This window comes from Enterococcus infantis, assembly GCF_049166715.1.
GTDB classification, from domain to species: domain Bacteria; phylum Bacillota; class Bacilli; order Lactobacillales; family Enterococcaceae; genus Enterococcus_C; species Enterococcus_C leclercqii.
Genome location: NZ_JBMHFB010000003.1, coordinates 191230 through 211871 on the forward strand (window position 1 = coordinate 191230; position 20642 = coordinate 211871).

At 45.0% G+C, this 20642-nt stretch carries 15 protein-coding genes and 2 pseudogenes; 12 read left to right on the top strand and 5 right to left on the bottom strand.

The annotated features are described in order from the left end of the window. Window positions 1-134 precede the first annotated feature (134 nt). The 5 genes from ACOMA8_RS04890 (at window position 135) to ACOMA8_RS04910 (ending at window position 6066) form a co-directional block, all read left to right on the top strand. Complete coding sequence (locus ACOMA8_RS04890; protein WP_161900268.1) at window positions 135-347, top strand: zinc ribbon domain-containing protein; 213 nt, start codon at window positions 135-137, stop codon at window positions 345-347. Window positions 348-432: 85 nt separating this feature from the next. Beyond that, window positions 433-1458: a LysR family transcriptional regulator gene (locus tag ACOMA8_RS04895; RefSeq protein ID WP_161900267.1), complete on the top strand. Its 1026-nt coding sequence runs from the start codon at window positions 433-435 to the stop codon at window positions 1456-1458. A gap of 236 nt (window positions 1459-1694) precedes the next feature. Beyond that, window positions 1695-2285 carry a phosphatase PAP2 family protein gene (locus tag ACOMA8_RS04900; RefSeq protein WP_161900266.1) on the top strand — a complete coding sequence of 197 codons (591 nt, stop codon included), beginning with the start codon at window positions 1695-1697 and terminating at the stop codon, window positions 2283-2285. Window positions 2286-2977: 692 nt separating this feature from the next. Then, entirely contained in the window at window positions 2978-5236 is a 2259-nt protein-coding gene (pflB, locus tag ACOMA8_RS04905; protein ID WP_202622230.1) for a formate C-acetyltransferase, read from the top strand. 377 nt (window positions 5237-5613) lie between these two features. Beyond that, window positions 5614-6066, top strand: a complete 453-nt coding sequence (locus ACOMA8_RS04910) for a hypothetical protein (RefSeq protein ID WP_421368981.1) — start codon at window positions 5614-5616, stop codon at window positions 6064-6066. Between the two features lie 329 nt (window positions 6067-6395). Here ACOMA8_RS04910 and ACOMA8_RS04915 read toward each other — a convergent pair whose 3' ends face one another. After that, a complete protein-coding gene (locus tag ACOMA8_RS04915) occupies window positions 6396-6947 on the bottom strand; it encodes a TetR/AcrR family transcriptional regulator (protein WP_421368984.1) in 552 nt (183 codons plus the stop codon). A gap of 104 nt (window positions 6948-7051) precedes the next feature. Between ACOMA8_RS04915 and ACOMA8_RS04920 the strand changes: the two genes are divergently transcribed. From ACOMA8_RS04920 to ACOMA8_RS04935, 4 genes are all read left to right on the top strand, one after another. After that, window positions 7052-7864: an SDR family oxidoreductase gene (locus ACOMA8_RS04920; protein WP_421368986.1), complete on the top strand. Its 813-nt coding sequence runs from the start codon at window positions 7052-7054 to the stop codon at window positions 7862-7864. A gap of 585 nt (window positions 7865-8449) precedes the next feature. After that, complete coding sequence (locus tag ACOMA8_RS04925) at window positions 8450-9475, top strand: FAD:protein FMN transferase (RefSeq protein ID WP_421368989.1); 1026 nt, start codon at window positions 8450-8452, stop codon at window positions 9473-9475. A gap of 118 nt (window positions 9476-9593) precedes the next feature. Then, window positions 9594-10202, top strand: coding sequence for an NADPH-dependent FMN reductase (locus tag ACOMA8_RS04930; protein ID WP_161900262.1), 609 nt, complete (start codon window positions 9594-9596; stop codon window positions 10200-10202). Window positions 10203-10389: 187 nt separating this feature from the next. After that, complete coding sequence (locus tag ACOMA8_RS04935; protein ID WP_421368993.1) at window positions 10390-11778, top strand: NAD(P)H-dependent oxidoreductase; 1389 nt, start codon at window positions 10390-10392, stop codon at window positions 11776-11778. A 169-nt stretch (window positions 11779-11947) separates the two neighbouring features. On the opposite strand, the gene ACOMA8_RS04940 is transcribed toward ACOMA8_RS04935, so the two are convergent. The 3 genes from ACOMA8_RS04940 to ACOMA8_RS04950 form a co-directional block, all read right to left on the bottom strand. Then, the gene (locus ACOMA8_RS04940) at window positions 11948-12544 is read right to left on the bottom strand and encodes a UbiX family flavin prenyltransferase (protein WP_421368996.1); all 597 of its coding nucleotides are present in this window, start codon (window positions 12542-12544) and stop codon (window positions 11948-11950) included. A gap of 10 nt (window positions 12545-12554) precedes the next feature. Next, window positions 12555-14078, bottom strand: coding sequence for a UbiD family decarboxylase (locus ACOMA8_RS04945; protein ID WP_421368999.1), 1524 nt, complete (start codon window positions 14076-14078; stop codon window positions 12555-12557). 295 nt (window positions 14079-14373) lie between these two features. Next, window positions 14374-15240 carry a LysR family transcriptional regulator gene (locus ACOMA8_RS04950; RefSeq protein WP_421369002.1) on the bottom strand — a complete coding sequence of 289 codons (867 nt, stop codon included), beginning with the start codon at window positions 15238-15240 and terminating at the stop codon, window positions 14374-14376. 496 nt (window positions 15241-15736) lie between these two features. Here ACOMA8_RS04950 and ACOMA8_RS04955 point away from each other — a divergent pair. Next, window positions 15737-16692 (top strand): annotated as a pseudogene (locus ACOMA8_RS04955) (Fic family protein). Window positions 16693-17486: 794 nt separating this feature from the next. Here the strand turns inward: ACOMA8_RS04955 and ACOMA8_RS04960 are convergent. Continuing rightward, window positions 17487-17834: pseudogene (locus tag ACOMA8_RS04960) on the bottom strand (site-specific integrase); the annotation flags it as partial. 427 nt (window positions 17835-18261) lie between these two features. Here ACOMA8_RS04960 and ACOMA8_RS04965 point away from each other — a divergent pair. After that, window positions 18262-19644, top strand: a complete 1383-nt coding sequence (locus ACOMA8_RS04965; RefSeq protein WP_161900257.1) for an extracellular solute-binding protein — start codon at window positions 18262-18264, stop codon at window positions 19642-19644. Between the two features lie 82 nt (window positions 19645-19726). Beyond that, the gene (locus ACOMA8_RS04970) at window positions 19727-20641 is read left to right on the top strand and encodes a carbohydrate ABC transporter permease (RefSeq protein ID WP_421369006.1); all 915 of its coding nucleotides are present in this window, start codon (window positions 19727-19729) and stop codon (window positions 20639-20641) included. The last annotated feature ends 1 nt before the right edge of the window (window position 20642 follow it).

Genomic DNA, 20642 nt, shown 5'->3' on the forward strand with positions numbered 1-20642 from the left:
TAGCCATATACAGAAACTGCTGGATTTGATAAGATTAGGCAAATACGTGATGACCATTTGTCAGAGCGTCTGTCTACTTAATTGACGGATCATTTCGACAGCTGTCATCAGGTCAAAATGAGGGGGTTTTTACCATGGAGAAAAAGCAATATGTCTGTGATAAGTGTGGCAATCAGCATTATGAGCAAGATCAGATTCAAACCACCGGTGGCAATTTTGCCAAGCTTTTCGATGTGCAGAACAAGCGCTTCATTACGATTTCTTGCACGCGCTGTGGTTATACAGAGCTTTACAAGGAGAAAACTTCATCCGGCATGAATGTTCTTGATTTTTTGATGGGTGGTTGACAACTATCGGCTAGTATCCACAGCTGTTGGGATGTAGCTTATTTCAGCCGCGACGGCGGTACTGCTGAGTACAAGGAGGATGTCTATGAACCTGCAACAATGCCGCTATGTAGCGGAAATCGCAAAAGCCGGCAGTTTTTCCGAGGCGGCCAAGCGTTTGTATGTGACCCAACCCAGCCTTTCTCAAGCCATCCGCGAGTTGGAAACCGAATTGGATGCGGAGCTGTTTTTGCGTTCCAAAGCCGGCGCCCAATTGACAGAAGCAGGGCGTGATTTTCTGGTTTATGCCAAACAGATTTTGGCGCAGACTGAACAATTGCAGCGGCATTTTCAAAAAGGGATGACCCATGATTTCACAGTTTTAAGCCAGCACTATGATTTTTTGTCGACACCTTTTTTGCAGGTGGTGGCAGATTTCAAAAAAGTTTGTCTGAACTTTCAACTGGTGGAAACCACGACCAGACAGATTTTAAACGGCTTGCAGGAGTTTGAAGGGGACGTGGGAATCATGTACCTCGATGACAACAACCGCAAGATTTTAGAACGGCGGTTTCAACAAGATGGCTTTTCTTTTGAAATTCTAGGAAACTTTCCAACGCAGATTTTCTTGCGGAAGGATCATCCATTAGCCGCACAAAAACAGGTCACGCGGCAACAGCTGGCAGCCTATCCACAGGTGCGCTTTCGTCAGGAAGAACAAGGCAGCGGCTATTTTGAAGAAGACCCGCTGGAGATTTCCCAAGGGGTACTGGCACCAACTCGTGAGGAGCAGCCAACCAATCTGGAGTCTATCGAGGACGCTGGCGCTGCGGTGGCTGACCTTGGAGCGAAAAAACTAGGGCCCACAAAGCGGGATTCTGATGAGCCGCTACCAACTCTTTACACCAATGATCGGGGCACATTGATGAATTTGCTGTGCCAGTCAGATGCCTATGCTTCTGGTTTGGGAATCGTGGAAGGATTTGTGAAAGAATATATCTGTTTGCGACCGTTGGCTGGCGGCATGGAACATCAGTTGATTGCTGTGTTTAATGATCGGCGGCAGCGTTCTGCCATGACGAGCGCCTTTTTGGCAGCCGTCAAAGAAAGCCTGGCCACAAATGACAACTAAAATTTTACAGGAGGCAGCCGTCATCATGGGGCTGTCTTTTTGATAACATAAAAAGCTGCAAGAAAGGTTAAAGTAGCAGCCGGTCTCCATTTTTATAACGAGCTGTTCTTTTCGAAAAGTGTGGCAGACCGCTTTGTTGAGCTGCTTTAATCCGGCAGCCAAATGGCAGTGGTTTGGCGGTTTCGTTGTATAATAAAGGCAGCAAGTCTGGTCAAAAAGCGAGGAGTGAGGGCACAGTGAAACTAATAATCGGAAGCATTTGTCTCGTATTATTTGCGGTATTGGCAGTAGGGATTCGGCGACCGGCCATCAAGCAACTAGATGCCCAGGTGACGGAAAAAGTAGTCAGTATCCGACGACCGGCGCTCAATACGCTGATGTTTTTCTTTACTCAGCTAGGACGTTTTTCAGGCGTTTTGGTGGTCATGATTGCATTGGCGCTGATTCCGGGTTTTTGGCGAGGTGTGGTGTGGCCGGCAGCTATTTCGCTGACGGTGAGTTGGTGGGTGGCCTTTGCCTTAAAGCGCCTGTTGAAGCGACCTCGTCCTGAAGGGCAGCGATTGACAGAAGAGGAGGACCACAGTTTTCCAAGCTTTCATGCCACCTGCTCGGCAGCATTGTATCTGAGTGTGGTATTGGGTGGGACTGCGTGTTATCCTCAGCTGACAGGGTGGTTCGTCGTGGCTGCAGTCGGAATCGCGGGGATGATTGGCTTTTCTCGGATTTACTTGGGAATCCATTTTTTGACGGATATTTTGGGTGGTTGGTTGTTTGGGACCGGTATCACCTTGCTGGTTTGGGCAGCTTTTCAGTCAATTGTTAAGTGAAGCAAAACTGAAAGTGAATGGCCGTAGTTTTGCTTTGCGGGAAAAATTTAGGCTATCTGACAGCCTGTTACGTGGATTCCAATTAAAAGCTGGCTGGTTGTAAAAACTTTTTGTGGATTGAAAAATTTAGAATCAAAACGTATGACATGAACGAGTTTCCGTCTGTTCATGTCATACGTTTTTTTATTTGTTCAATTGGCTGGCTGGTATTTTTGTGGGGTAAGGAGTGAAGCTTTTCTCAGTGTTTCTCAAAGAGCGGCTTAAAAAAATCTTACGAAATTCTTTGAGGGGTGCCAGAGAGAGATTTAAGAATAACGGTTAATTTTTTAAAAGGAGCAGCTGAAACGGCAGCTTTAAAAGCGATGGTGAAAAAGTTGTCAACGGGGGATTGTTTGTGATTAATTGTTCATAAATTTGAAAACCAGTACTATACCTTGAAAAAAGCCTTTAAAGTACACAAACGCCCTGTTATACTGGTAGCGTTTTCTGTACTAACTAAATTATTTTCTGTTATAGATAAGATTATGAGGTTTAACGATTAGATAACAAAGAAAATAATGAGTGAACCTTGCTGAGGGTTGCGTTTTCAATAACGAGCCCTTACAATGAGCAGGTAAACAAATTAGAATGATTTTAAAGGAGAACTGACTGTGCCTACTACAACAATGGAAAAACCTGTAACAGACACACCCATCAACCCATGGGATGGCTTCAAGGGAGAACGTTGGAAAACTGAAGTCAATACCCTGGATTTCATCAAAGCCAACTACACTGAATATACTGGCGATGACAGCTTTTTAGCACCCGCTGCGGCCTCCACTGAAAAATTGTGGGACAAGCTGCAAGAGCTCTTTGAAGTCCAACACAAACAAAACGGCGTTTACGATATGGATAATAATATTCCAGCAGGGATTACTTCCCATGCGCCTGGTTACTTGATTAAAGAAGAAGAAAAAATCGTGGGCTTGCAGACAGATGTGCCATTGAAACAAGCATTTATGCCTTTTGGCGGAATCAATATGGCCAACAATGCCCTGAAATCAAACGGATATGAAATCGATGACGACATGAGCTTCATCTTCAGCAAATGGCGTAAGACCCACAATCAGGGGGTATTTGATGTTTATACCGACGAAATGCGGGCAGCTCGCAAAAACAAGATTATTACAGGTTTGCCAGATGCATACGGTCGTGGCCGCATCATCGGTGACTACCGTCGAATCGCATTGTATGGCATTGACTTTTTAATCGGCGAAAAGAAAAAAGACCTGAAACTTGTCGGCAACAAAGTCATGACCAATGACGTTGTGCAGCTGCGGGAAGAAGTTTCTGAACAAATCCGAGCATTGATGGAAATGAAAGAAATGGCCCAAGGTTACGGCTGCGACATCTCAAAACCGGCTGCCAACGCTCAAGAAGCGATTCAATGGCTGTACTTCGGCTATCTGGCTGCTATTAAATCACAAAATGGGGCGGCTATGTCTATCGGACGGGTTTCAGCATTTTTGGACATCTATATCCAACGGGATCTGCAACTGGGTTTGATTACTGAAACTGACGCACAGGAATTGATTGATCACTTGATCATGAAGTTGCGGATGGTGAAATATGCCCGTACGCCTGAATACAACCAATTGTTCTCCGGCTACCCAATCTGGGCGACCTTGTCCATTGCCGGCATGAACATGGACGGCTCTTCTATGGTGACTAAGAGTGATTTCCGAATTCTCCACACGTTGACTAATATGGGGCCTTCTCCGGAACCAAACTTGACAGTGTTGTACTCTTCACGTTTACCGGAGGGATTTCGTACCTATGCTTCTAAAGTGGCAAAACAGTCTTCTTCTATCCAGTTGGAAAACGACGATCTTTTGCGGAAACATTGGGGATCTGACGATTGCGCTATCGCTTGTTGTGTATCGGCAACTGTAATCGGTAAAGACATGCAGTTCTTCGGTGCCCGCGCGAACTTGGCCAAAGCAGTCTTGTACGCAATCAACGGCGGTGTTGACGAAATGACTAAAGCGCAAGTTGGCCCACGCTTCCGCCCGCTTGAAGGCGAGACCATCGACTTTGATACCTTCATGCAAAGCTACAAAGACGTATTGGACTGGTTGGCAGAGTTATATGTGAACACATTGAACGTGATTCACTACATGCACGACAAATATGCCTACGAAGCCCCACAACTGGCATTGATGGATACGGATTTGAAGCGGACCTTTGCGACTGGGATCGCTGGGATCTCCCATGCGACTGACTCAATCATGGCAATCAAACACGGCAATGTAAAAGTTGTTCGGGACGAAAATGGTCTGGCAGTAGACTACATCCCGCAAAATGAATTCCCGACTTACGGAAACGATAACGATGAAGCAGATGAAATGGCCAACTGGATTTTGGAATACTTCATGGGCCAAATCAAACGTCAGCACACTTACCGTAACTCGACACCAACATTGAGCTTGTTGACAATCACGTCTAACGTGGTTTACGGTAAAAATACCGGGAATACACCAGACGGCCGCCGTGCGGGTAAACCATTGGCTCCAGGTGCAAATCCTTCTTACCAAGACGGTCAATTCTTGGGTGAGAAAAACGGCCTGTTGGCTTCATTGAACTCCACCGCTAAATTGAACTATTCTTGCGCACAAGACGGAATCTCTGACACGCAAACCATCAATCCGGGAGCGCTGGGCCGGACAGATGACGAAGAAATGCAGATTAACAACTTGAAAAATGTGTTGGACGGCTACTTCGATCGTGGCGGTTACCACCTGAACGTCAATGTCTTTGGCCGAGAACTGTTGGAAGAAATGGATCGCGACATCGACAATCCAAAATATGCCAACTTCACTATCCGTGTTTCTGGTTATGCCGTGAAATTCCGCGATTTGACGCCGGAACAACGCCGTGACGTAATCAGCCGGACAGACCACTCTTCTTTGTAAGAGACAACAGAACTGTCGACTAGCTGAAGACAGCATTGGCTTTCCGCCAGGTTTAGTTAGAATCGGGTAAAAGGTCCGCTGTAACGGACTATTTATTAATCAGAAGATTGTTCCGCCCTCGCTACCCATCGCGAGGGCGGCGTTTTTTATTTGCAGCCAGCTTGCTGAACGCGGGCAGACTAACAGAATTCACCAAATAGATAAAAGAAGGGTGGTTGAAAGAGGAAGTCTGGGGAACAAACCTGGGCCGGGATTTTTGCGTTTTTCCTAAATCCGACTCTTTTAATGGGTGAAAGTTTGTTTTTGGCGGCAGAAGGTCGTATCCTCAAGCTAAGTAGGCGGCTGGTAACGGGGAAGTCGCAAAGGAGGGCAAACAGATGGATCTATTTCAAAAAATCGGTGAAGGCACCGGCGCATTGATTGGCGGGGGCATCAGTAGTGTTGTAAACCTGGTGGCAGAAGTGACTGACGCACAGGTGTTGCGGGAAGCAGGCCAAGAAATCTTTGACGGCAACAAGCAAGCCGGCCGGACAGCCGGTCGTGCTGTGGATGGTCTGGCAGAAGCAGCGCACGGCTTTTTCAGTAAAGACGATCGACAGCTGACAGACGGGAAGGACAAGCTGGCAGACGTGGCTCGTACCGCTGTCGATAGCGTGAAAAACACGGTAGATTTTGCGGCTGAACAAGTAAATGAAGCCTATGAAGGCGGCAAAGAAATGGACGGCAAGCGCCTGCTGAAAGTCGCCCGCAATACCGGCAAAGCCCTGGTAGTCTCTGCTGCGGTAGTCAGTGTAATGCAAGTCGGTAAACTGACAAAAATCAAACTGTAAAAAGTATTGAAGACAGACCTTAGCAAATAGCTGTGACAATCTTTGTGTCAAGTTCCCAGAAGTAGCATTGCCCTGGGCATACAGAGGGGCGAATTATGCTGGATTCCTTTGATGAAATAAAAGTTAGTCTGTGTTTGAGCCGATTTTTAACAATGAAAAGAGAAGTCACTTCCATTAAAAACAGTGGAAGTGACTTCTCTTTTGTTTGTGGCTCACGGTTGGTCCTGGTCGCTTCAAAGGAGGTTGGCTAGGCGATTATCACAGCTGCGCTCCTGTATTTTTCTTAGCAGTCACCTTAGATTGCCGCAGTTTCAAACGGGTATTTTCTATCAAGTCGCCGAAGCATCAAACGCCGGGGCGACGATTTGCCAGACTTTTTCAAATTCCTCTTGAAAATTTTCATTCCAGCGCTCGGCATAAGCGGGTGCCGAAAAGTACATAAACGCCAACAAAATTCCTTCAGTGAAAGCAGCCGATTTCCCGGTGGCGGCCATGAAACTTTCGCCAAGAGCCAAATTGTGGGCACGATAAAGTTCGGCATCGTTGCCGATATAAGTGGTATACAAAGCAAACATCCGGGGGTCGGCTATTTTTGCGTCCTTTTTGCGGCTTGCCAAAAGCCATAGCCAATCATGAGCTGTCTCTTTTACAGATTGTCCGGCAAGTGCTTGATAGGAAAAAAGATCGCTCAGCTGATTTTCTAACCAGTCGAGGGCCAGCTGGGACCAGAGAGCTTTTTTACTAGGAAAATATTTGTATAAGGCGGCGTGACTGACACCTAATGCCTGGCCGACCTCACTTAGAGAAAGGTTAATCCGTTTTTCAGCTTGGACCATGTCGGCGGCAGTTTGCAATATGAGGTCTTTTGATAAATTTTTCATGGCTTCAGTATAACTTGAGTTACAAAAATTGACAAATGAAACCAAAACTTCTAAGCTGTGAAAAGTTACAAAAACAATGAAATGTAAATAAGGCGGCGTTAGCGATGAAAATGACAAAGAATACTATCTTGATTACCGGCGGGACTTCCGGTATCGGCTTGGCACTGGCACAAAAATTCCAAGAGTTGGGTAATCGCGTGATTGTTACCTCGCGTCATCCAGAGGTCATTGCCCAGACCCTAGCCGAGAATCCAGGATTGATTGGCTATGAAGTGGATGTCACCAGTCTTGATAGTGTAAGGCAGCTGTTTAAAAAAGTGACGCGGGCCTATCCTGAGTTGAATATGGTCATTCACTCAGCGGGGATGATGCGAGGAGTAGACTTCTTTGATTCAGATGCGGACCTCACCAACGAGATTGAAACGAACCTTCTGGGAACGATCTACGTAGATAAACTTTTTCTGCCATGGTTGGCACAACAAAAATCAGCAGCATTGGTCAATATCAGCTCCGGCTTGTCCTATCTTGCCAGTAATGCACACCCGATTTATTCGGCAAGTAAAGCCGGAGTCAACGCCTTGACTGAAGCGCTTAGAGGGCAGGCGCGGTTTTGGGGATATAAGAATCTGCATGTAATTCAAGTCGCTCCACCGCTGATTTCAGAAACCAATCTGAATCCCACCATGCATGAAGCCGGTGACCGCAATCCTATGAATATGTCCTTGACTGCTTTTACTGCTGCAGTCATCAAAGGGATTGCCAAAGAAAAAGCAATCATCAATCCCGGTCCCAGCAAGCTGCTCTACGTCTTGAGCAGAATTTTACCGCAATCACTGCGCTCCAAGTTGACAGATAACACGCTGAAAACAGAGTTTCCTGAAAAAGCTGCAGCGGTTAAAAAGGATAACGCGAGATAATCTGTTAGCAAAAGCCAGAGTCCAGCTAAAGCAGGCTGAAAAGGCACTTTGCTTGGCAAGAAGCCTTGCTACTGCTAACAAGGCTGCTTGGTGGTATTCAGTGTTCCGAGTGACTTTGCAGAAATGTTCGCAAAGTCACTACCAGAGCCCAAAGCGAAAAACCAGCTTGCCAAAAACTGGATTTTAAAGAGCTGCACTGATAAACACTGGGAAAAGCAAGGGAAACGCATGAATGGCTATTGTTTCTGGCAGGAAAGACAGCGTCATTTTTTCCGTTATAACACAGAAGGGCTAACTAAAATTTGTGAAAATTTAATATTTCAAATCAGCAGTGTTTTCTGAAAAGAAATGCTGCTTTTTTGCAAAAAAATACATTGAGAATCATTCTCATCGTATTGAATGATGCCACCTGCTTTTTTGTCAGTGGTGTTGTGACGTAAGGGAAAAACTGTACTACTATCTGTGCCTCAGGGAATTCCCTGATTGTGGTATTTAGGGATTGGCACTATGATAACGCTGTATCAAATGTGAAGTGAAACACAAGTTGACCTGCTGTTTTCCCCAAAACAATTGAAGGTGATGAAAATGCCGCAGCGGCAATGGTCCATGATGGGGACTGTGATCTTATTGAAAGTGCCGGATTTGTCGACTTCTGGGAAAGTAGCCGTAGCTTTGGCAGGAAATGAGGCAACGACCACAAAAGTTGCAAATGAAAGTTCCAAGACAACTTTCAATTGGTCGGAGCACTTATTAGATCAAGCGGGTGCTTTTTTGAAAGAAGCCGAGGAACGCTTTAGTGCAAATGATCCAGCTGCCGAACTAGGTACAGTGAACCAGCTGGCTGGGATTCGTCCGGTAGCGGTGCATCCGCAGCTGTTTGAATTGATTCAAGAAGGGGTTGCCCAGAGCTTGGCGGCTGACAGCAATCTGAATATCGCTATCGGTCCTCTTGTCCAGACCTGGCGCATCGGTTTTACTGATGCTCGGGTTCCCACCAAAGAGGAAATTCAGGACTTGGTAAAGTTGACAGATCCTCGTAAAATTCAATTGCATCCGGCTTCTCATACGGTTTTTTTGGAGGAAGCGGGGATGCGAATTGACCTGGGGGCCCTGGCGAAAGGCTATATTGCAGATGAACTGTTGGCATTGCTAAAAAGGCAAGGTGTCCCTTGGGCACTTTTGAATCTGGGCGGCAATCTGGTGGTTTATGGTCAGACTCCTTCCCAAGAGGATGGTCGTTGGCGAGTAGGCATTCAAGATCCCAATAAACCTCGCAATGAGTACCTGGAAGTGCTGGCGCTAGCGGCTACGGAGGCTCCCTATTCGGTAGTAACTTCAGGAATTTATGAGCGGCACTTGGAGCAAGACGGCCACAGCTATCATCATATTCTGGATCCGCGGACAGGTTACCCGCAAAAAACAGATGTGGTGAGCTTGACGGTCATCTCTCGGCGCTCGATTGAAGGGGAAATTTGGACGACGCGCTTGTTTGGTAAACCCCAAGAAAGGGTACTGTCAGACCTTGAAGCACAGCCAGGCATAGAAGGAATCTTGGTGGATCGTTTTGGCAATGTTTGCCATACCAGCGGCATCGCAGCGCTTTTAGCCTGAAAAAGCAGCTGCTTCCTGCACCCAATGACCAGTTTGGACAAACATAAGCGCTGCAAACCATTTTTTCACCTACAACCATGTGAACTACCTTGCAAATTATCAGAAAGAAGTGGAAGAAATGAAACATTTTATCGGGATCGTTGGGGCCAACTCAGACGAGTCTACCAACCGAAAACTTTTGGAATATATGGAAAAGCACTTTGCTGACCAAGCGGAGATCCAGCTGATGGAGATTCGAGATTTGCCAGTTTTTAACAAACCTGCAGACAAGGTATTGCCAGCAGCGGTGCAAGAAATGGCAGCGAAAATCGAAAAAAGCGATGGCGTCATCATCAGTACTCCTGAATACGACCACAGCGCACCAGCGGCTTTGATGAATGTGCTGAATTGGTTGTCTTACGGTGTGTATCCTTTTGTGGATAAGCCAGTGATGATCACAGGCGCTTCCTATGGGACCCTAGGCAGTTCTCGGGCACAGGCACATCTGCGGCAAATGCTGGATGCACCGGAATTGAAAGCCCGCATCATGCCCAGCTCTGAATTTCTTTTGGGACATTCCTTGCAGGCTTTCGATGAAGCAGGGGAGTTGCAAGACACTGCTCAAGTTCAGCGCTTAGAAGGCTTATTTGCAGATTTCCTGCAATTTGTAGAAATCACCGGGCAGTTGAACAATACTGTCGCTGCCGACAAAGAAGCAGCGGCTCACTTCAACTGGAAAGTTGGCTGAAGCCGGTCTTTACAAAAAAAGTTGGGGACTTGAATCACTAGCCTTAAATCAGAGAATTTGAGCTGCATTCTAAAAGCCAGAGCTTGCGTTATACTTGTTAGCTGCAAATCTCTGATGATTGCAGTGAGAAAATTGCCCAAAAGAGTTTTATCATAATTTGCTATTTTATCAGAAAGAAGATGTCGTTATGAAATTAGTCGGAATCGTCGGCTCCAATGCTGATTTTTCGTACAATCGGATCCTGTTGCAATACATCGCTAGTCAGTTCAATGAGCTGTTTGAACTGGAAATTATGGAAATCCGTGATATCCCGATGTTTAACCAAAGTCTGGATGCCACCAACAGTGTGCCTATCCAAAATTTAGCTAGGAAAATCATGAAAGCCGATGGGGTCATTATCGCCACACCGGAGCATAATCACTCGATTCCTGCGGGTCTGAAAAGTGTTATTGAATGGCTTTCTTTCAAAATTCATCCATTGGAAAATAAACCAGTCTTAATCGTCGGTTCTTCTTATTATGATCAGGGAACCTCTCGGGCGCAATTGCACTTGCGCCAGATTCTCGATTCGCCGGGGGTCAATGCCGTAGTGATGCCGGGCAATGAATTTCTGTTGGGAAAAGCCCCAGAAGCCTTTGACGACATGGGCAATCTAAAATCAGAAGGCACCCGCAATTTTTTAGGCGCTACTTTGGGTAAATTCGTTCAATTCATCAAAATCATGGATGCGATGGAAAAACCTGAGTACAAGATGCCGCCAGAAGATTTACACGCCACTGGCAAAACCGCCACTACAATTGAAGGCGTTGATATGGCCGCTGAAGATTGGTTGGAGCAAGCCTCTGACAAGGTGGGTGCTGTCATCGGCAACACTTATGTCAAATTGGATCGGGGCTTGTTGACAGTAGATCAGCTGAATTGGTTTTTGAATTCAATGCCATTAGAGTTGACTTATGCTGATAGCAATAATCAATTCTTATACTACAATCACAATGCGCCAGCCGAAGAAATGCTGGCCAAACGTCAGCCAGGCCAAGTGGGGAATCCTTTAGCCAACTGTCACCCGCCAAAAGCCTACAAAAATGTGGAATGGGTCATCCAACAGTTGCGCAGCGGCAATCAGGACATCGTGCGAGTGCATGTGCCTAACCACGGACCTGATAAATTTGTGGTTCACAATTATCAATCAATCTACGATGAAAACGGCGAGTATGCCGGAATCAATGAATACATTTTGGATTTGAAACCATGGGTAGACTGGTACTTGCAGCAAACCCGCCAACAGCTGGTAGCCGCTGATGGAACCGTCGTACCAACACCAACTGCCGGTGGCAATGTGAATGGTGTTTCTGGGGCATCTGAAAAAGCCGCTGCCCCTGCTCCGGCAAGCGCCGCAGTCGATGCCGTCTCCGGCGCATCAGAAAAACCTGCAACTGTTCCCGCTCCAAGTGCAACTGTCGATGGGGTATCGGGTGCATCTGAAAAACCAGCGTCGGCAGCTCCTGTCAGCGTTCCGGCCCCACAAGCCGCAGCCGGCAGTGTGGATGCCGTCTCCGGGGCCTCGGAAAAGGGCTGAAGCCTGCAAAACGTTAAGCACTAAATTTGCGAGATGAACAGCAAATCTAAATAATTAAGCACCTCCGAAAATCAGACGTGAAAATCTGGGCTTCAGAGGTGCCTTTTTTATTGCTATAAACCAACAGCGAGGTAAACATTGCTGATTTGATTTAAGGTATTTAGCGTAATTAGCGGAGTTGATTTTGAAAACTGTCAGTAGCTCCTAACCAGCGCTGTCCCAGCTGGTGAGTCAGGTGCAAGGCATCCAGAAGTTTCATGGTCTGGTGTTCCAACAAGTCTTCGATACTGCGGGGCTGATTATAAAAGGCGGGCATCGGTGGTAAAATACGGGCGCCCAGCCGGGAAAGCTTAGTGAGGTTCTCCAGATGGATCGTACTCAGTGGTGTTTCCCGGGGAACCAGAATCAGTGGTCGCTGCTCCTTTAAGGCGACATCAGCTGTTCGAGTGATGAGGTTATCGGCAATACCACAGGCGATGGCAGCACAGGTTTTCATGCTGGCGGGAACGATGACTGTTGCATCAATGGGATAAGAGCCGCTGGCGACAGCTGCACTTTGCTCGTTTTCATCATAGAGGACATCGCATAAACAGCCGACTTCTTCTGGGGTCAGTTGCGTTTCCAACCGTAGATTTTCTTTGGCCCAATGGCTGAGGATACCGTGGACTTCCACATCTGGCATCGCTTGAAGTGCTTGCAACAAACGCACTCCGTAAAGACTACCGGAAGCACCAGTCATGGCAACTAAAATTCGTTTTTTTGTCATAGTCAACGCCTCATTTCAAGTATTCCTGCCAATCCGGAACTTCCAGAAAGGCAGCTCGGCGAAAATGTTCTTTCAAGTCATAAGGCACAGTGCCATCTAAAATAGTTTTGGCACTCATACCTTTGAAGCGAATCTGGCCGGGATTGTATTCTGGAATCTCAGAGGGATCCAGGGGATGGTTACGCATACCAGGCAGGACTAAAATATCTTTGTCCCCTTGAAAACGAGTGTTTAAGGTCCACATGACATCATTCATATCGAAAATATCCACATCTTCGTCCACCAAAATCACCGTTTTCAGTTCTTTAAATGCTGATAAAGCTAGGATCGCCGCCTGCCGTTGAATCCCTTCATCAGCGGGACCTTCTTTTTTTATCTGCAGGATACTCATGAGCTTTCCACCTCCAGCTGGCGGGTTATAGACGTTTAGAACTTTGCCGGGAATTGCTCGCTCTGTCAGATCTAAAATGCTGGCCTCTGTGGGAATACCTGCCATCGCCACATGCTCTTCACTAGGGCCAATGGTGGTCTGCATGATAGGCCGGTCGCGTCGGTGAGTGACAGCCTTAACCTTTACTACGTTGACGGCTGGGTTGGCTTCGCCAGTGTAGCCGGGAAACTCTGGCATCGCATAGCCGCTATTGGTATTGATGTCTTCTTGGATTGTGGCATGAGGCAGGATTTCGGCTTCGATGATGAATTCGGAACGTGCGATACCGACTTCTGCTACTGTCAGGCTGTCTACTAATTGTACCGGCTGTTGCCGCAGTGCGCCGGCAATCCAAAGCTCGTTGTAACCCAAAGGCGTCGTGGGAGGCTCAAAAGTAGTACCGATGGAGATGGCCGGATCCAAACCAATATTGATAGTGATAGGCATCGGACGATCCAATGCTTCAAATTGTTTTTGAAAATGTCCGATATGCCGGCCGCCGGGCATCACATACATCCCGATAGTATCGGCATCTTCCAGAACCATCCGGTGAATCGTGACATCAGACATCGTTTTCTCAGGATCAGATCCCAAAACGACGCCCATCGTAATATAAGGCCCGGCGTCTTGGGGAGTATTGGTGGGGGCGGGTAAGATTTTGCGGATATCAAAATCCGAATCTTCAGCCAAATGAACCACCTCTTGAGCAGGAGCGTCTGCGTGGGCGACTTTCACCGGTTTGACCGGATGAGCCACGCAGTCTTTCAATAGATGTCCCAGTGTTTTAGGATCGTGCCCCAAAATGGCCCCTACCCGTTGGCGACTAGCCATCAATCCGATTGCTACCCGCGTTTCAGGAAAGCCCTTGACGTTATTGAAAATAAGAGCGGGACCTTCTTGCGTGGGGCGCATCACTGTTCCGCCGGCGCCGATGTAGCGGTACACGCCCGCCAGCTGAGAATCGGGTTCCACTAGCCGATCAGTCTCGTGAAGCGCTCCGGGGAGTTGGGACAATTCCTGCAACACCCGGCGAAGATCATAAGGGGCTTTTGGATCAATAGCAGCGGGTATTTTAGGCCGTGAAGTCTCATTTTTTTGTGACATAAAAATTCCTCCTTGAAATAGTTAAAAACTTGAATTGAGTTAGTGTGCTGTGATGAGAAGGGAAACTGAATTAATTTCTCAAGTAGATTGCAGTTAGCGAAAACTGTCTATGCAAATAAACTGAGTCAGGAAAGTTCGGATGAACGTGTAGGAACCTCAGTCAGTGCTTCACCGGAGCTTCCGCAGTGACCAGATTGTTTGGCTATCTACTAGAATTGTAGCGGGAAAAAGGTCCTGAAAACAATTCAAAAAAAGCCGATTTTCATTCCAAAAAGGAATAGAACTCGGCTTGTTGTTATTTTAGGCTGTTCCAGAAACAATTACTGGCTACCGAATGAGATCCCTTGGTCCGCAAAAAGCACAGGTAGCTTTCCAGGCCTGGGGTGATCGGACGTAGTACTAGTTCTGGCGACAATTGATTGACAACGGTTTTTTCCATCAAAAGAGAAATCCCCATATGGCTGGTGACTAATTCAAGGATCATGTCGATTCGTGAACCACCATAATTGTCTCGTGGAATAAAGCCAGCTTTGCGACAGAGGTCGATGATGGGCTGCCGACTGCCAGTCTCAGAACCCAATAGTAAAAAGGACTCCTCCTTCAGTTGCTCTAAATGGACGACTTTGTCTTTGGCGCGCGGATGGTCTCGAGGCAACAATACCATTAACCGATCGGGTTCCACCAGTCGATAGTCGAAGGCCTTTTGGTTCAAATCAAAGAGACGAGCAAAGTAGATGACTTCTTCCGAAAGGTTGTCCAACTGTCCAATCTGAGGATTTTCCATCTCTTGCAGGCGCCAATCAATTTCTGGGTATTGCCGAGAAAAAGCATTAAGCAGCTTGAGGGCGTGGTATTTATTGATGGTGGGGATGGTCTGGATAACGAGGCGGTGACGGTTTTCCCGTTGTAATTCGAGGGCTTGTTCTTGCAGCAATTCCCACTGAGCTACGATTGTTTGGGCGCCAAGTAACAAATTTTTGCCAGCGGTGGTCAAGCTGATTTTACGAGAACTGCGATTGAACAAACGCAAGCCCAGTTCCCGCTCCAACGCTTGAATTTGTTTAGTAATATTCCCTTGAGTGGTAAACCGCTCCTCAGCTGTTTTCGAGTAGCTCAGCGTTTCAGCCAACGAAGTGAATGCCGCCAGTTTTTGGATGTCCAAGAAGACTACCTCCTTTAAAATTGCTTGTAACTCAATTATAAATCAAAGGGGATGGATTGGATATGTAGCTGAACTCTTGCTGCTTAGAGTGATTGTCTGCGGCCTTTTCGATAGAATTATTTCGAATGCGAAATCAATAGGAACTGATTATTTATAAGTGAGAGGTATCTGTCAGCTAAGGTGAAATTTGGATGTGTCCGTCTACTCTTTATAAACTATTGTACAGCAAGCTGTCAGTAACCGAGGGAAGCGGGACAAGTGGCCCATACTTGTGTGTCAAAATGCAGTGAGCTTTCAGTGATGTGCGTTAGTGGAGGATAACAGCCTTTTAAGGCCATGTCCAAGTTTTTGTAAAGGACTCCTATTGAATGAAATAGGAGTGAAAAATACCAATTTTGGTCCAGTTCTGGTCTATATATTTTTTCATAGTTTTTTAATTCTAAATAGAACGTCTTTTCTCCGCCAAATAAGATAAAATGGCGGAGAAAAGAGGCGGCTGGCGGTGAAAGAGTTTGATTACCATGAATTGGATAAGCTCACTCTTAGTCATAATCTGCTGAATATGCTGACCAAGATTCATGAGCACAAGGGAAAGCAAGACTGTATATTGCAACAACAGATGGCTGCTTGAAGCAAATCGTAGCGGAAAAAGTAAAATCTCGTAATCGGGATGTGTTGAAACTGATTCATGATAGCTACTAGTACATTCGCGTAGTGCCGAACGATATTTTAATGTTACATAAGAATCTTTATAATTACTCGGGCAAAAGTTATAAAGGCAAATTCAAGAGTGGTGATAATTATATTACGGAAAAAGATCTGGATGGTATCGAACGAGTTCGTTTTGTGCCAGCTCCAGCCTATTTGACATCAGATTTAATCGAAGAATTGTATTATCAATATAATCAAGCCATTCAGAAAGCTGAGATTGATCCGTTACTGCTGATTCCTTGCTTTGTTTTAGACTTTCTCTCGATTCATCCATTTAGTGATGGGAATGGGCGGATGTCTCGTTTATTGACATTACTGTTGCTGTACAAGTCGGGCTATCTAGTTGGCAAGTACATTAGTATTGAGATGCTGATTGAAGAATCGAAGCAAACTTACTATGAAGCGTTACAGGCAAGCTCTGTGGGATGGCTGGAAAATGAACAGGACTATACGCCATTTGTTCGCTATCTTGTGGGAATCATTTTGCGAGCGTATGAAACCTTCTCAGAACGCTTCGAGATTATTATCAGTCAGGAGTTAACACCAGCAGAGCGGGTAGTTGAAGAACTAGAAAAGTCTTTTGAACCTCTAAGCAGAGCTGATCTAGAGAGTTTGTTGCCGGATATTAGCCAGCGAACGATCGAACGGGCATTGGCTGAGTTACAAACAGAGAATAAGATTCAAAAAGTCGGGCAAGGGCGTTCGACTAAGTATCAGCTAATAAATGAATTCAAATCGTAATATAATTCACGGGCCATTAATAGAACCATAAAATCAGTAATTTAAAAATCAACGAGGCTAATTGAAAGTTGAATAGCTAAAAATATCAGTTTGATGCGCTATTTGAAACTCGTTAGAACCAGTGAAAACAAAATGTGAACTTTTTTAAATTAGTTTACACTTGTCAACAAGTGCCTATTTCCTTGGTATAACAGTGTTTGTACGTGGTTTTTCGATTGTTTTTCGTGTTTTTGTACCCCCCCGTTAGATAGGGGGGACAAAAACACTCGCGGACTAGCGCCCACTCGTGTTCAAGGCGAACTCTTTACGAAGGGGAATTCGCTTGAGGCGAACCCCTCCGCAAAGAGCGCCTAACGTTTGGGGAATTTGTTCTTTTATTATTGACTTTGCTACGCTAAAAAGACTACATGGATTTACCATGCAGTTTCTTCAATGGAAAGTTTGAAGGGAGTGTAGTAGATACTGATATGTTCTGAATTTTTCGTAACCAAATTGTCTTACGTTCAAAATTGGTTACGAATCGTGGTTACGAGTGCCTAATATTGACTGAAATCCAGTACAAATCTTGAGGGGGAAACACCGGTAAATAAGCATTTTTTATATTCATTAATTTAAAATAACACAGTTGAACTGCCAACTAGGTCTTAAGAAAGCACGTAAAGCTTCACAATTCTCTAAGCGTTAATCAATTTATTGTATTATCAGGCTCAACTGTTACTTTTTGGTGTCAGTTGGTGTTAATGACTACGATAATTCATTTAACAGATTTAAAGCATCGCTGATATTTTTTTTTAGAAAGGTAATGAAGCATGAATATCTCTTGAGCCGTAAAATGTTGCTTTACTTAGCTCGAGTTTCTTTAGCAATTTTTGAAGTTGTCCGGCCTATCGGAACCGGTTCCAATCAAATACATAGTTTTCTTTTTCTTTCGCCAATTTCTGTAGAGACTCATACACGTCACAGTTAATTGAGATGTCACGTTTTGAAAGTTTTCAATTGTGTATCATTGTTGCTAGGATTGATAGAATGTCTAATATAAAAACCATACTCAAAGAGATGCCCTCTTTAGTCATCCTCAGCAGTTTTCCACGTCAAGCGTCGGTCTCTAAGAAGAGTAATACTAAAATATTAAACTCTTCTTGATGAGGACTTATGTTACAGCCTCCTTATATTCTTATTTGACATCATTTCAGACGCCTTCTTTTTGAGGAAATTTGTGATGGCTAATTTCATTAGCGGGTAGTTGGATCATATTTGGTGTGTTTACAGAGGCTCTCATAACGATAGAACCTCTGTAATTTGCTGTCTCTGAAGTTTGTACGGGAGCTATACCAGATTATTTTGCTTCTTCGGTAATTTAGTAGTTTTTACTGCAATTGTCGCCATTTCTATTACCAATCTACAAAATTTGAAGTTTGCTACAAAAAAAGGCGATAATCATTTTTTTAAGTGATTGAGCTTTTTGAGTATTTGAGCAATATTGTAAGTGCTTACAAGTTGACTTCGGCCGGGTTTCTTGTGAGGTGGGAGGAACACTAATTTTGAGAAAGATTATGGAGGCTTAGAAAAATGTCAAATCTTAGAATGAAAAAAGTTGCGCTGTTTGCTTCACTGCTGTTGCTTCCTTTAATGGCAGCTGGTTGTGGAAATGATTCGAAAGGTTCGAGTGATGGGGGAAATAAAGAAGGAAAGACCGAAGTTAAAATCACTTGGCGAAATACTGGTGATCATGACAAGATGCAAAAATTCTTAGATGAGGAGTTTATTCCAAAATTTGAAAAAGAGAATCCAGATATCAAAGTAACACCCTCTTCTATAACAGCTAGTGAAGGCGATTATTTTTCAAAGGTTGCTCTGTCTATGCAGTCAGAAAGTACCGCACCAGATATTGTTGCAGAGGATTCATTCATGTTGAATTCTGATGCGAATGCCGGCTACTTGACACCGCTAGATGAGTACGTAGCAAAGTGGGATGAATGGAGCAATTATACTGAAAATCTGAAAGCAGGCTCAATTGCACAAGATGGCAAGCTATATGCAATTCCGGGAACATCGGACTCTCGTGGTATTTGGTACAACAAAAATGTTTTCAAAAAGGCTGGACTTCCAGAAGATTGGCAGCCAAAAACATGGGCAGATATTGTGGCTGCCGCTCAAAAAGTAAAAGACAGCCAACCAGATGTAATTCCTTTTGGGATGGGGGTAGCGAAAGCAAATGGAGAATCTGTTTCAATGCAAACTTTTGAGATGCTGCTCTATGGGACTAAGGATCAGTTATTTGATACAGAGACTCGTAAATGGGATGTCGACAGTCAGGGGATTATAGACTCATTGAACTTTATCGATGAAATTTATAACCAGAAAAAATTAGGGCCCTCTCTTTCAGTTGCAATCAATAGTAACTATGGCTCTGTTATGTTTCAAGAAAAATTCCCTAAAGACGAAGTTGCAATGCTGCTAGATGGTTTTTGGAGTCAAGGAAACTGGACGGAATCTGGCGCAACACCGGTTGAGAACATGACTGAACGTTTTGGCTTTGCGGCAATGCCTACTCAAAATGGTGACGAGCCAGGGACGACTACGATGTCTGGTGGTTGGACTTGGGCGATTCCTGCAAAAGCTAAAAATAAGGATGCTTCTTGGAAAGTCATTCAAGCGCTTGGTGGTAAAGAAGAACAGGCGAAGAGAGCAATCGCAGAAGGGAATCTGACGGTTCGTGATGATTCAGCGGAACTCCCTGAGTATAAAGATCAACCATTTATTGAAGAAGCAACAGGCTTTTTGAAAAATGCGCATTTCCGGCCGGCAGATGATAAATATCCGAACGTATCCGTAGAAATCCAAAACATGGTAGAGGCAGTTGCGACAGGGTCTAAATCTCCTGAACAGGCCGCAAAAGATTATGCGACCAATGTGACGCGAATTGTTGGCGAGGACAATATCAAGAAATAGAAAGTGACGAGCATAACGGCCAGCAGAAGTTATCTAAAAGCAGTTATGCTCGTTGTCTTTACTTACTAAGAAGGTGGAAAACATGGAGAATGGAATAGCGGGACGTCCGCGAGATGAACGTACGAAAAAGCCTTTATCAGATAATATAAAATCGATTTTCTTTTTACTCCCAAGCTGGCTTCTACTACTGGTTTTCTTTGTCGGTCCTATGGTGTTGACGGTGATATTTTCTTTCACTAACCTTGCGCTGACCGGAGCGGAAGCGAGTCAACTGCGCTTTATAGGATTCGAAAATTTTACACGAATGTTTCAAGATCCTGAATTTCGTACTAGTGTTTGGAACACGATTGTTTTTGTATTTTTCTCTGCTGTATTAGGTCAGTGCTTTTTGGGATTTCTGATTGCCTTTTTGATGCGAGAAAAGAATAAAACGTTTCGGCGTGTAATCGGACTGATTGTGATTGCTGCATGGGTGACACCTGAAGTAGTCGTGTCTTTTTGCTGGGTAGCTTTTTTGGGAGAGAGTGGAACAGCCAACTGGTTACTGGGCTTATTCAATATTGAACCGATAGCCTGGTTGTTTACATTTCCTATGATCAGTGTAGTCGTTGCCAATATTTGGCGAGGAACAGCATTCTCAATGATGGTTTTTCAGTCAGCGTTGGATGATATTCCTAAAGAAGTTGAAGAGGCGGCTGTTATGGATGGTGCTTCACGTTGGAAGATAGTGACAAAAATAACGATACCGATGGTTAGAGGAACAATTGCTACCAATCTTATGCTGGTTACTTTACAAACCTTGGGAGTCTTCACGCTAATTTATACGATGACTGGTGGCGGTCCAGGTGTCAGTACAGCAACTTTACCAGTATTTATGTATAAGCAGGCTTTTGTTAGTTATCAACTTGGATATGGGACAGCTATCTCGTTAGTTCTGCTGGTTCTCGGCGCAGCAGCCAGTCTAATTTATATGAAGACGTTGAAAGTGAAAGTGTAGG

Excerpts from the sequence above, each read along its gene's own strand:
- ACOMA8_RS04890 (WP_161900268.1), top strand. The coding sequence starts at position 135 with ATGGAGAAAAAGCAATATGTCTGTGATAAGTGTGGCAATCAGCATTAT.
- ACOMA8_RS04895 (WP_161900267.1), top strand. The coding sequence starts at position 433 with ATGAACCTGCAACAATGCCGCTATGTAGCGGAAATCGCAAAAGCCGGC.
- ACOMA8_RS04910 (WP_421368981.1), top strand. The coding sequence starts at position 5,614 with ATGGATCTATTTCAAAAAATCGGTGAAGGCACCGGCGCATTGATTGGC.
- ACOMA8_RS04915 (WP_421368984.1), bottom strand. The coding sequence starts at position 6,947 with ATGAAAAATTTATCAAAAGACCTCATATTGCAAACTGCCGCCGACATG.
- ACOMA8_RS04920 (WP_421368986.1), top strand. The coding sequence starts at position 7,052 with ATGAAAATGACAAAGAATACTATCTTGATTACCGGCGGGACTTCCGGT.
- ACOMA8_RS04925 (WP_421368989.1), top strand. The coding sequence starts at position 8,450 with ATGCCGCAGCGGCAATGGTCCATGATGGGGACTGTGATCTTATTGAAA.
- ACOMA8_RS04930 (WP_161900262.1), top strand. The coding sequence starts at position 9,594 with ATGAAACATTTTATCGGGATCGTTGGGGCCAACTCAGACGAGTCTACC.
- ACOMA8_RS04935 (WP_421368993.1), top strand. The coding sequence starts at position 10,390 with ATGAAATTAGTCGGAATCGTCGGCTCCAATGCTGATTTTTCGTACAAT.
- ACOMA8_RS04940 (WP_421368996.1), bottom strand. The coding sequence starts at position 12,544 with ATGACAAAAAAACGAATTTTAGTTGCCATGACTGGTGCTTCCGGTAGT.
- ACOMA8_RS04945 (WP_421368999.1), bottom strand. The coding sequence starts at position 14,078 with ATGTCACAAAAAAATGAGACTTCACGGCCTAAAATACCCGCTGCTATT.
- ACOMA8_RS04965 (WP_161900257.1), top strand. The coding sequence starts at position 18,262 with ATGTCAAATCTTAGAATGAAAAAAGTTGCGCTGTTTGCTTCACTGCTG.
- ACOMA8_RS04970 (WP_421369006.1), top strand. The coding sequence starts at position 19,727 with ATGGAGAATGGAATAGCGGGACGTCCGCGAGATGAACGTACGAAAAAG.